The sequence below is a fragment of the Microbacterium sp. NPDC056044 genome (assembly GCF_042267145.1).
GTDB lineage: Bacteria > Actinomycetota > Actinomycetes > Actinomycetales > Microbacteriaceae > Microbacterium.
On record NZ_JBHJWZ010000005.1, the window covers coordinates 140,466 to 153,058 of the forward strand.

The 12,593-nt window shown below is 63.8% G+C and carries 6 protein-coding genes and 2 pseudogenes; 5 read left to right on the forward strand and 3 right to left on the reverse strand.

The window, feature by feature from the left end; translation table 11 throughout:
- Positions 1-2: 2 nt before the first annotated feature.
- From ACFC1I_RS15520 to ACFC1I_RS15530, 3 genes and pseudogenes are all read right to left on the reverse strand, one after another.
- The gene (locus ACFC1I_RS15520) at positions 3-1,571 is read right to left on the reverse strand and encodes an ABC transporter substrate-binding protein (RefSeq protein WP_376011209.1); all 1,569 of its coding nucleotides are present in this window, start codon (positions 1,569-1,571) and stop codon (positions 3-5) included.
- Positions 1,572-1,884: 313 nt separating this feature from the next.
- Positions 1,885-2,175, reverse strand: a pseudogene (locus tag ACFC1I_RS15525) (transposase); the annotation flags it as partial.
- A pseudogene (locus tag ACFC1I_RS15530) lies at positions 2,103-3,884 on the reverse strand (DHA2 family efflux MFS transporter permease subunit). The pseudogenes ACFC1I_RS15525 and ACFC1I_RS15530, both read right to left, overlap by 73 nt.
- Positions 3,885-4,186: 302 nt before the next feature.
- On the opposite strand from ACFC1I_RS15530, the gene ACFC1I_RS15535 reads away from it, so the two are divergent.
- The 5 genes from ACFC1I_RS15535 (at position 4,187) to ACFC1I_RS15555 (ending at position 11,897) form a co-directional block, all read left to right on the forward strand.
- On the forward strand, positions 4,187-5,524 hold the full coding sequence (locus tag ACFC1I_RS15535) for an ABC transporter substrate-binding protein (protein WP_376011212.1): 1,338 nt from the start codon (positions 4,187-4,189) through the stop codon (positions 5,522-5,524).
- A 56-nt stretch (positions 5,525-5,580) separates the two neighbouring features.
- Positions 5,581-6,519 (forward strand): ABC transporter permease, encoded by a 939-nt coding sequence (locus ACFC1I_RS15540; RefSeq protein ID WP_376011215.1) that lies wholly within the window; start codon positions 5,581-5,583, stop codon positions 6,517-6,519.
- A complete protein-coding gene (locus ACFC1I_RS15545) occupies positions 6,516-8,288 on the forward strand; it encodes a dipeptide/oligopeptide/nickel ABC transporter permease/ATP-binding protein (RefSeq protein ID WP_376011218.1) in 1,773 nt (590 codons plus the stop codon). The genes ACFC1I_RS15540 and ACFC1I_RS15545 overlap by 4 nt, the downstream gene beginning before the upstream one ends.
- The gene (locus ACFC1I_RS15550; protein WP_376011221.1) at positions 8,281-9,174 is read left to right on the forward strand and encodes an ATP-binding cassette domain-containing protein; all 894 of its coding nucleotides are present in this window, start codon (positions 8,281-8,283) and stop codon (positions 9,172-9,174) included. The genes ACFC1I_RS15545 and ACFC1I_RS15550 overlap by 8 nt, the downstream gene beginning before the upstream one ends.
- A gap of 302 nt (positions 9,175-9,476) precedes the next feature.
- Entirely contained in the window at positions 9,477-11,897 is a 2,421-nt protein-coding gene (locus tag ACFC1I_RS15555; RefSeq protein WP_376011224.1) for a glycoside hydrolase family 2 TIM barrel-domain containing protein, read from the forward strand.
- The last annotated feature ends 696 nt before the right edge of the window (positions 11,898-12,593 follow it).

Genomic DNA, 12,593 nt, shown 5'->3' on the forward strand with positions numbered 1-12,593 from the left:
CCTCAATCGGTGAGGTGCGCGCCGGCCAGCGTGTAGGCCGAGTAGAACGTCAGGAAGCCGGGAAGGTTAGTGAATCCCTCGAGCTTGGACGAGTGGGCGAATCCCTGCGCCCGCTGGATCAGTTGGACGATGGGGGTTTCGTCTTCGACGATGCTGAATGCCTCGCCGTAGGCTGTTGCGCGCTCGTCTTCGTCGGCAGCGGAGATACCTGCCTGCAGAGCAGCGTTGAGCTCCGCATTGTCGTAGCCGAAGCTGTTGACGAAGGAAGCCGGGCCCCCGAGCCATGGAACGAGGTATGCCGGATCGTTGAGGCTGCCGCCACCCCCGCTCACTCCGATTTCGTAGTTGCCGGCCGCCGCGTTCTGCGTGTAGGTCGGCCAGTCGGGAGTGTTCAGCGTCACCTCGATTCCGATCTCCTTGAGATCTGCCTGGACGGAGATCGCAGCATCCTGAAGGAACGCGTACTGAGATGTCGCGGACAGCTCGGTCGAGAACCCGTCGGGGTACCCCGCCTCGGCGAGCACCTCTTTCGCCTCATCCGGGTCGTAGGTATACATGTCGGTGGCGGCGTCGTCGAACTCTCCACCCGGGATCGCGAGCCCGTAGACCGGCGTCCCGTTTCCTTCGAGGACCGTGGCGTTGATGTTGTCGCGGTTGATCGCGGTCGCGACTGCTTTCCGAACGAGCGGGTCGGCGAAGGGGCCGTCCGTGGTGTTGAACTGCACGTAGATCAGCGGGCCGGCCTGCGAAGTGAGGACGAAGTTCGAGTCAGCCTCGATCGTCGCGAACTGCTCCCACGGCACGTAGTCGATGAGGTCGACGTCTCCTGACAGGAGCGCGTTGGTGCGTGCCGTGCCGTCGGCGTAGTAGCGCACGTCGATGCCATCGAGCTGAACGTCCTCGGCGTCGTAGTAGTCGTTGAAGGCCTCCAGCGTGGTGCCGACGCCTTCCTCCTGGGCGGCGATCTTGAACGGACCCGCGCCGATCGTGTTCGGGGTGTCCGCGTTGAGCGCGGTCGCGGGCACGATCGCGCTGCTCGGGTCGGCGAGGTACTGCAGGAATGCGGAGTTGTTCGCGTCGAGATGGATGATCGCCGTGAGCTCGTCGGGGGTTTCGATGGACGCGATGTGCCGGAAGGCGCTGTAGCCGCTCGAGGCCGACTCCGGGGTCGCATAGTAGTTGAGCGTGTCTGCGACCGTCTGACTCGTGATGGGTGTGCCGTCGTGGAACGTGAGACCCTCGTGGAGCGTGAACGAGTATGTCGCCGGGTCGATCTGTTCGTAGCTCTCGGCCAGTGCAGGGGTCACCGAGCCCTCCGCGTCGTACGTGACCAGACCCCGATGGATCAGGGCGTTCTGCGTCCATCCCAGGTTGCCTTGGTTGACCCCGGTGCGGAGGACCGGGAACTCCCCGCTGACGCCGAACGCCAGCGTCTGGTCGGCCGCCTCGCCAGTTCCGCCGCTCGTCGTGTTGCCGCCGGCACAGCCCGCGAGTGTAAGGGTCGCGGTGATGGCCACCGCAGCGCCTACCGTCAGGCGCTGTCGACGCTGAAATGAACGCTTGTGCTCCATGGGACTCTCCTTCGGGTGGACGGCCGGCCTGGCCTGTTCGTCTGGCTACCTGTATAACAGGTAATGCGACGATTGCAACCCTCCGGCCATGAAGATGTGGAGCCGATGCAGGGGCTATCTATTGCGCCCCTGAACTGGTGTTTCCTCAGCCCGCGACCGCGAGTTGCGGTTGGTGAGGTTTTACAAGCTCGAAACGCTCGGGCGGGGATGTGATCGAGGCGCACGGAGGCGTAAGAGTTGCGTTCAGTGCCCATCACCACTGAGGTGTCGTTCCGAAGGTGCGGTTCGCGATCGTGTTCCAAACCTTCGCAGTGACGCCGACAGCGACGTAGAACGGCTTGCTCCGCACTTGCCCGTCGCGGACCTGCAACACGATCGCGTCGATGACCACCGCCGGGTAGACACGGTCCAGCGGCCGGTTCTGCCATTCGGTCATCTCCTCAATCACCTTGTCGATGATCTTCGAGATCGTGTCCTGGCTCACGCCCGCGCCATCGACGTCGGCGAAGTGCGCCGCCACCTCACCGGTCGTCAACCCACGCGCGATGAGCGATAGGACGATCGCGTCGATCCCGTCGAACCGGCGTTGCCGTTTGCAGACGATCTGCAGTTCGGGACTTGCAGTTCATCAGCAGGCAGCAGAACGTCGTGTTCCCAGGGCTCACCGGGCATGTCCATGCCAACGTTCTGGCCCGATGATTCCCGCCGATTGGGGTATCTGTGGTAGCTGGTGCTGAGGTCACCGTTAGCACGCCAGATCCCTGCTGGAACAGTCCAGTGCGCGATCACCGGGTCTTTCGGTAGGTCACGTTTGCCGTGGCGCGGGAGGAGCAGAGCAGTGAAGATATTGACGGATGCAACACCCGCGCCGATCATCATGGCGGCGTGGAAGCCGCCTGTGTCAGCTAGGAGTTGAGGTGCGCCGTCGGTGCGGAGGGCGGCGGCGACGACGCTCATGGCCGTGACGAACAAGGCTGTCCCGAACGCGCCGGCGACTTGTTGGAGTGTCCCCATGATGGCGCTGCCGTGGGGATAGAGGGAGGGTGTCAGGGTTCCGAGCGCGGTGGTGAAGAGGGGTGTGAACATGAAAGCGAGGCACGCACTCAAGCTGATGTGCATGGCCACCACGATTCCTACCGGGCTGTTCGCGTTCAGTGTGGTCATCCATCCCAGAACTGCGGTGAGCCCGATTGTCGCGGGGACGACGAGGACGCGCGCCCAAAACAGGTCGAAGAGGGATCCGACAGCAGGGGCCAGAACCCCCATTAGCAATCCACCTGGGAGAAGGACCAGCCCCGTTGTGAGAGTGTCGAGCCGCAGCACGTTCTGGAGGTAAATGGGCAGCAGAATCAGCGCGCCAAAGAGTGCAATCATGACGAGGACGATGAGGATCAAGGACACGGTGAAGCTGCGGTAGGTGAAGGTCCGCAGATCCAGAAGCGAACGGGCTGTTCGCTGCAGGAGGAGCTGGCGGATGACGAAGGCTGTCAAGGCCATGGTTCCGATTGGCAGCGGGATCCATAGCGGGATCGTGATGTGTCCGGCTGCCGACTCTCCGATGCTGCTGAGCCCGTAAACAATGCCGCCGAATGCGGCGGCCGACAGCAGCACCGATGTCAGGTCCACTCGCACAGGTCGGGTTTGCGTGACGTTTTGGACAAAGACAACCCCGATCAGCATCGTGAGAAGAGCGATCGGCAGGACCGTCCAGAACAGCCACCGCCAGTCCAAACTTGACAGGATCAGCCCTGACATGCTCGGTCAGACGGCGGGCGCGACGGAGATGACGATCGAGACCACTCCCATCATTCGGCCTCGGTGAAGCACAGGGACGATCGTCAAGATCGTGGTCATCAAGAGCGGCATCATCACGGCCGTTCCCGACGCCTGGACGACGCGACCTACCAGGAGGAGTCCGAAGCCGGGGGAGACCGCCGCGATCAGCGTCCCCGCTGAGAACAGACCCATTGCGGCTAGAAACAGTGTTCGCAAGTGGATCCGTTGCAGGAGGAAGCCCGTGGTCGGAATCACTACGGCCATGGTGAGCAGATATGCCGTGGTGAGCCATTGCGCGGAGGTGGCGGTGATCTGAAGATCCACCATGAGATGAGGGATCGCCACGCCCATGATCGTCTCGTTCAGAATCACCACGAAAGCAGCCACGACCAGCAGCACAACGACTCCGGTGTACTTGTTCGTCTTCGCGGGCGCGGTCGCGGTCGAGTCAGAGGGATTCGCTGCTGGTGCGGTCGCGGTCATCGCTTTCGGCCTCTCGTCGCACGAACTCGGAAGGCTATACGACGATTGTTGCATAGTCTGTTCAACAGATGTAGCATAGGCGCGAAGCTGCCGCCGGGCCCATTCCTTGATCCCTACGGCATCCCGAGTCACCCTCAGTCAACGACGATAAGGATTCACTGGTGAAACGATTCAGCGCCTCAGTTGCGGTCGCCGCCGTCATCGGCCTGGCCCTCACGGGTTGTTCCGCGGGAGGTACGGAGAGTTCCTCCGCTCCTGCACCGACGACCCTGACGCTCGCGGTGGAGTACCCGCCGACGTCGCTCGATCCGGCGGAGTCGACGAGTGGCGGGGAGGGCGTCTACTGGTGGACCCCCGTGTACGACACGCTCATCAAGCCATTGCCGGACGGGACCTATGCGCCCGGACTGGCGCTGGACTGGAGCTACGACGACGCGCTGACGGCGCTGACGCTCGACCTCCGCACCGGCGTCACCTTCACCGACGGGGCGACATTCGACGCGGAAGCCGTAGTGGCGAACATCGCTCACTTCAAGGCTGGGTCCGGCCTCGGCGTCAACGACACGGTGTTCATCGACAACGTCGAGGCAGTGGACGAGGATACCGTCGTCTTCCATCTGAGCGAACCCGACCCGGGGTTGATCAAGACTCTCTCCGGAGCGGTGGGCGCAATGGCAAGCCCTGACGCGCTGGACAACGACGACCTCGATGTCAATCCCGTCGGATCCGGCCCCTACACGCTCGACGCGTCGAAGACCACCGCGGGTGCCGAGTACGTCTACACCAAGAAGAAGGATGGCGAGTCTTGGGATGCGGACTCCTGGAAGTACGACACCATCACCCTCAAGGTGATGGGCGATGTCACCGCACGCGTCAACGGCCTTCTCTCCGGTGAGATCGACGGTGCAGCCGTCACGCCGGACAGTGCCGAGCAGGTCAAGGGAGCCGGGCTGACGGTCATCGCGACCCCCAGCGGCTTCCTGGGCATGGGCAACTTCGACCGCAACGGAACCCTGCAGCCGGCACTGGCCGACGTGCGCGTCCGCCAAGCCATCAGCTATGCGTTCGACCGTGAAGAGCTCCTTCAGGCGATCGGGCTCGGGTACGGCGAGGTCAGCCAGCAGCTGTTCGGACCCGGCATGGTCGGCCACGACGACTCACTCGACGACACCTATTCGTACGATGTCGACAAGGCGAAGGAACTCATGGCCGAAGCCGGCTACGCCGACGGGTTCGACGTCACCATGCCCGATCTCGGCGGCGGCGGACCTGCCGCGGCGCTGGTTCAGCAGGATCTCGCGGCGATCGGCATCCGCGTCACGTACGAGGCCGTCGCACCGAGCGAGGTGTACACCGCCCTGTTCGGCGGAAAGTACCCGATGAACACCACCGGCCATGGCGGCACCTCGTGGGACTTCATCAAGGGCGACCTGGAGGAGGACGGCGTGTGGAACATGCTCCACGCGACGGACCCGGAACTGACCGCGCTGATCGAGACCGCGCGCAACGCAACCGAGGAAGAGCAGCCCGCAGCGTACGCCGCGGTCAACCGATGGGTCACCGAGAATGCCTGGTACACCGTCTTTTACCAGGGCGACTCCCTCTACGCCACGCAGAAGGACATCGCATCGGACACGGGCACGGGAGCGGGAAACAACGTGCCCTACCTGTGGACCTTCGCACCTACTAAGTGATCGGTTCGGGCCGGCGAACTGTTCGCCGGCCCGAACCCCCTCGATATGGATTCACCGTGACCTTCTTTCTGATTCGACGGCTGACCGCCGGCCTTGCGCTTGTCGTCATCGTGACGGCCTTGACGGCTCTCTTCATTTACGGCGGCGGGACAGACATCGCTCGCAACATCGTCGGCAACACCGCCACCGAGGCCCAGGTGGCACAGCGTGCCACCGAACTGGGCCTGGATCGTCCGCCCATCGAGCAGTACCTTGCGTGGTTCGGGGGCGTCCTTCACGGCGATATGGGGAAGTCGTTCTACAACAGCGAGCCCGTCTCGCAGGCCCTTGCCAACCGGATCCCGGTCACACTCTCGATCGTCATCGGCGCAGTACTGTTCACGGCCATCGTCGGCGCCTTCCTTGGCGTCCTGTCCGCGGTACGGCGCGGGTGGATCGACCGAGTCGTGCAGGTATTCAACGTCGTCTCTGGCGCACTGCCGACGTTCTGGGTCGGCCTCGTGCTGGTGGCGATCTTTGCGATCAACCTCAAGATCTTCCCGGCGACGGGTTACACGCCACCGTCCGTTGATCCCGCCCGATGGATTCTCGGACTCGTTCTCCCCGTCACAGCGCTCGTCCTCGGCAGCCTCGGAGTTGCCGCCATAGTTCGCTCCAGCGTCATCGACGTCCTCCGGCTGGACTTCGTCCGCACACTCCGTGCCCACGGGCTCAGCCGTCAGGAAGTCCTCTACAAGCACGTCCTCCGCAACGCGGCACCGCCTTTCCTGACCGTGATCTCGATGCAGTTCATCGGGCTCATGGGAGGCGCCGTGGTGATCGAACGCGTCTTCGCCATCCCCGGGCTCGGTCTGCTCGCTACCGACAGCACTCAACGCGGCGACGTCCCCGTGGTTCTTGGCGTCGTCATCGTCTCCGTCCTGGTGATCGTCGTCGTCAACCTCATCGTCGACATCCTCAGTGGCTGGCTCAACCCGAAAGCGAGAATCGTATGACCGTCGAAGTCCCTCCTCTCGCGGACCTCACTGCGCGGTCCTCGGCTGGCCGCCGGTTCCTCAAGAACCCCCTTGGCATGATCGCCGCGATCGTTCTGGGCCTCATCGTTGTCATGGCCATCCTGGCGCCGTGGATCATGCCCCATGACCCGACAGTGCCGATGGTGGACCAGATCAACGCGGGTCCGAACAGTGTGTATCTCCTCGGCGGTGACGGAAGCGGCCGCGATGTCCTGAGTCGGCTGATCGCCGCGAGCCGACTCACGCTGATCGGGTCCCTGACCGTCGCTGTCGTGGCACTGCTGATCGGGGTGACATCCGGTCTGCTCGCCGGATTTACCGGCCGCTATGTCGACGGCACACTGACCTGGTTCAACACGATCCTCATGGCAGTCCCGGCCATGATCATCCTGGTCGCCCTGTACGCCGTCATCGGCCCCAACACCATCGTGACAATGGCTCTGTTCGGGGTACTACTCTCGCCGTTCATCTTCCGCCTCGTCCGAGCGCTAGTGTTCTCCGTCCGACGCGAACTCTATGTCGACGCCGCCCGCGTATCCGGGTTGAGCGAGGGACGAATTCTCACCCGACACGTCCTCGGCGCCATCCGTGCACCCATCATCCTCGTTATGGCGGGCATCCTGGGCGCAGGAATCATGATCCAGGCCGGCCTGGAATTCCTCGGCCTGGGCAGTCCCACCGAACCGACCTGGGGAGGAATGCTGCAAAACGCGTTCCTCAACATCTACCAGGCACCGATGGGTATCCTCTGGGCCGGTCTCGCCATCGGCCTCACCACCGGAAGCCTCGGGCTCATCGCCAACGCCCTCCGCGACGCGCTCGAAGAACCCGCCCCGCTCGCATCGGCCAAGACGCGCCGTACCGCACAGCAGACTGTCGCCAACACGCCCGCTCCCGTCACGAACGTTACCGACGACGTGCTGCTCTCCGTTGACGGGCTCACCATCGCCTACCCGACCTCGACAGATTCCCTGAAGTCCGTCGTGCAGGACATCGGCCTGCAGGTGCGGAGGGGGGAGATCGTTGGTCTTGTCGGCGAGAGCGGCTCCGGCAAGACCCAGACGGCCTACTCGATCCTGGGGCTACTTCCCCAGGAAGCCGTCATCACTTCGGGACGCATCCGATTCGACGGCAAAGACATCATGCGGAATGGTGAACAGCGCCAGACGCGGCTCCTCGGTCGGCACATCGCGTATGTGCCACAAGAGCCCATGTCCAATTTGGATCCCACGTTCACGATCGGCTACCAGCTGACGCGCCCGATGAGACGCATGCTCGGGCTCTCCAAGAAGGATGCTCACGCGCGCGCAATCGCCCTCCTTACCCGCGTCGGGATCGTCGACCCCGAGCGGACCATGAAGAAGTACCCGCACGAGGTCTCCGGCGGCATGGCCCAGCGTGTCCTCATCGCCAGCGCGGTGTCAAGCGACCCGGAGCTCATCATCGCCGACGAGCCGACAACGGCGCTGGATGTCACTGTGCAGGCAGAGATCCTCGATCTGCTCCGGGAATTGCAGGCAGAGCGGAAGATGTCGATGCTCCTCGTCACTCACAACTTCGGTGTCGTAGCGGACCTCTGCGACCGTGTCGCCGTCATGCAAAAGGGGCAGATCGTCGAGGTCGCCGACGTGGCCGCGATCTTCGATCACCCACAACACCCGTACACCCAGATGCTGCTCGCAGCCACGCTCGAGGACACCGCGCCCCGAACCGAACGAGAACGAGAAAGGGTCACGACCCATGAGTGAGCCACTCCTCACCGTCAAGGACCTCGACCTGACATACCCGGGCGTCGGTTTCCGCCGTCCCGCCTCACCCGTGCTCAAGGACGTGTCGCTCCAACTGGAGGCCGGTCAGACCCTGGGACTCGTGGGGGAGAGCGGGTCGGGCAAAACGACCCTGGGCCGAGCCATCCTCGGGTTGGCGGCTCCCACCGCCGGCACCATTCGGTTCGAGGGCAACGACATCACCCACGCCAAAGGCACAATGAGACGCAGACTGTCCCGAGACATCCAAGTCGTCTTTCAGGACCCCTACTCGTCGCTGAACCCGTCGATGACGATCGAGGCGATCCTCAGCGAGCCGCTCCGCACGGCCGGCGTCCCGCGCGAGGAAGCGGCCGTGCGAGTTCGGGAACTCCTGGAACGCGTTGGCCTGCCCGCCGACGCCGCACAGCGCCTGCCTCGAGAATTCAGCGGGGGCCAACGCCAGCGCGTCGCAATCGCCCGTGCCCTCGCCCTGCAACCCAAACTCATCATCTGCGACGAGCCAGTCAGCGCGCTCGACCTCTCGACACAGGCGATAGTCCTCGACCTTCTGATCGACCTGCAGCGCACGACGGGAGTGGCTTATCTGTTCATCTCTCATGACCTCGCCGTTGTGCGCTACATCTCCCACAATGTCGCAGTCATGTATCGCGGGGAGATCGTCGAAAACGGCCCCGCCGAACAGGTCACTCTCGAACCCGAACACCCTTACACGCGCAAGCTTCTGCTCGCCGCCCCCGTTCCTCATCCCGTCCGGCAAGCCGAGCGCCGAGCCGACCGCAAACGATTCCAGGCCGCGTTGGAGGAGATGAACCAGCAAGCGCTTCTCGAACCAAAGTCCGGGGAGATTCCGTCCTCAGCAAGGTAAACGCGAGGATGCTGCGCACTCGACGGGGCGTTCTGGCACCTTGACGCTCGCGGGAGCTACAAATCGAGGTAGTGGGCGCATGCCTGGCCACGAAATCGGTCAGGTAATCGCCACCTTCGTCCTGCCCGGCAGTGAACGTGCCGACATCCGCCAGGCCCCTGACCGATCGCGCCCTCTCCGCACTGACCGGCAACTAGATCACTCTCCTCGTCCTCACCATGGTCGTCGTCCACTCGACGGCCATGGCCTGATTGATCCGCTCGTACCACGACGCACGTAAACCGAATAGAAGGCATACAGATATGGCAACCGAGACGTTGGTTGACGGCTGGGAGTACCGAGCGAAGGCGAGCGTTTTCTCCGAGCTCGGCGGTGCGGGCACCGACGCCTGGCGCACGGTCACCGTTCCCCACGACGCCCTACTGTCCGAACAGAGACGCGCCGACCTTGCACACGGCGCGACAAATGGCCACTTTCCCCCCGGCTCGTATCAGTACCGCCGCACACTGTTCGTCGACGCGGAGCGGGCAGGCGACCGGCTGACGCTGATTTTCGAAGGTGTCTATCGCAGCGCTGCCGTGTTCGTGAATGGCACCCTTGCTGCTCAACGCCCCAACGGATATGCAGAGTTCTCCGTGCGCATTGACCCATACCTCGAGTTCGGCGCAGACAACGAGATCGTCGTGGAGTGCCGTACCGGCAAGGACGCCCGCTGGTACTCGGGGGCAGGAATCTACCGGCCAGTCCACCTCGTGACGCAGACCCCCCTCCGCCTCGCCGACGTTCGGCTTCGCACTCTTAGCCTCGGCGACGGTCAAGCCGTGGTCGAGGTCGCGAGCCTCGTTCGCAACGACGGGTTGCGAACTGAGCTTTGCCGGCTGGCAACGCACCTTGAAGCGCAGGGCAAACTGGTCAGCCAGGACGATGCGCCCGTCACCGTCCCGCCCGGCGAAGAGATGCTCGTACGACAGCGCCACTACCTTCATGAGCCCCTTGCCTGGTCAGCGGAGACCCCCCACCTCTATGACGCCTCCGTGGTGCTTCGCCGGGACGGTGGCGGTCAGGTGGATGACCGGCAGCTCCCGTGGGGCCTGCGCGTCGTGCAGGTCGACCCCGTGCACGGTCTACGTGTCAATGGCTCGACCGTGAAACTGCGTGGTGCGTGCGTGCATCACGACAACGGTGTCCTCGGAGCTGCGACTTTCGCATCGGCCGAGGAACGACGCGTGCGGTTGCTGAAAGAAGCCGGATTCAACGCGATCCGCAGCGCCCACAACCCGCTCAGCCGGGCCATGCTCGACGCTTGCGACCGCCTGGGCATGTACGTCATGGACGAGACCTTCGACATGTGGACAGTCAGCAAGACCGACGACGACTACTCCTACGACTTCCCCCAGTGGTGGCAGCGTGACGTGGAGTCGATGGTCACAAAAGACATCAACCACCCCAGCGTCATCTTCTACTCGATCGGAAACGAGATTCCCGAGAACGGCTCCCCGTTCGGCGGCGTGCAAAGCCGGCGGATCGCCGAACACATCCGCACCCTTGACCCCACCCGGCTCGTCACCAACGGCATCAACGGCTTCGTGGCAACCATGGACGAGGTCCTCGCCGCGATGAAATCCCAGGTATCGGCCAACGATGGGTCGACAGGCGGTGTAAACACGATGATGGCGCAACTCGGTGACTTCATGAACGTCATATCCGCGTCGGAACCGGTCACGCGACGTACCGAAGAATCCCAGGCGGTCCTCGACGTCGCCGGCATGAACTACGCCGAGGGCAGGTACGAGCTGGATCGTGAGCTCTTCCCGAACCGAATAATCGTGGGCACAGAGTCTTTCCCGACGCGCATCGCGGAAATCTGGGCTCTCGTCGAGGCCGATCCACGTGTGGTCGGCGACTTCACCTGGACGGGCTGGGACTACATCGGCGAAGCCGGCATCGGCGGAATCGACTACGTCGATGATTCCGGCACCGCCGCCCAAAGCGTGGCCCGCGACTACCCGTGGCTTCTCGCCTACTGCGGAGACATCGACATCACCGGACACCGTCGGCCCGCGTCGTACTACCGCGAGATCGTATTCGGACTCCGCTCAAACCCGTTCATCGCCGTGCAGCGACCCCAACATCATGGAAAGCAGATCGCGTTCGCAACCCCTTGGGCGTGGACAGACTCCGTCGCAAGCTGGGCGTGGCACGGACACGAGGGCGAACTGATCCACGTCGAGATCTACGGTCGGGCGGACGAAATCGCGCTACTGCTGAATGGTGACGAAATCGGGCGCCAGCCCGTCGGTACGCAGATGGAGTTCCGGGCAGACTTTGAGACCACCTACCACCCCGGACACCTCGAAGCGGTGGCCTACACGGCCGGCGTCGAGACCGGGCGCCACGGCCTACACAGCGCCGGCTGCGAACGACACATCCGCGTCGAGGTGGAGGACGGTTCGGACCAGTTGACATTTCTTGCCCTTTCGCTCACCGACGAGGACGGGACCCGCGTCATGGGTGAAGACCAGCTGCTCGAGGTCTCTGTCGAAGGCCCTGCCTGCCTGCAGGGCTTCGGCTCAGCCAATCCGAAGACCGAAGAGTCGTTCTTGTCCGACCGACACATGACGTTCGACGGGCGAGCATTCGCTGTGGTCCGTCGAACCGGCGACGGCGTCGTCAGTCTGACCGCAAGAGGAGATCGCGGCGCGACCGTGACAACGAACCTTTGACCCGCGGCGACAATGGGCATTGCTTTCCGTGCGACGAAATCGTCTCTGCCTACCGTCTCGAGCGGGCGGCGGGCGAAGAGGGCCTTGTTAAACGTCAGCGAGTGAGGCGTGGGGCGCCGAGGCGGACGGCGAGGGAGGGGCATGGCCAGCGTTGCTGGCCGCTTCAATGATCGCGTCGAACTGATCCGACGCGGACTGCGAGAGAGTTGTTCGAGTTGCCAGGAGTGCGCGACCGCGAGTGTGCGAGCAGTTCAGAGGGAGCCCGGGCGAGCCTCCCACGTGGACTTCCGCGCCGGCAGCGAGCGCGAATCGGGACGCGAGCAGCCCGATGGTGCCTGATCCGAGGATCAGGACGCGGGCGCCGGAGCTGATGCTCGTGGCTCGGACGGAGCGAAGGGAGTTACGGCCCGGTTCCACGAGCGCGGCAGCGGGCAGGCTCACGTGATCGGGGATTTCGTAGGCATAGCGGGGTGGGAATGAGTGTCATCTCAGCGAGCGCGCCGGACCATCCTTCTCGGATCCCTACTTCGTACCGTTTTGGGCACACGTGGTGCTGTCCGCGCTAGCAGTATTCGCAGTGCCCGCAGCCGAGCATGGTGTCGCCGGTGACGCGTTTTCCGATCCAGGCGATGCCTGCGGCAACGCTGACGCGATCATCGTTCCGGCCCATTCGTGGCCCCGAGGCGGAGCAGAAAT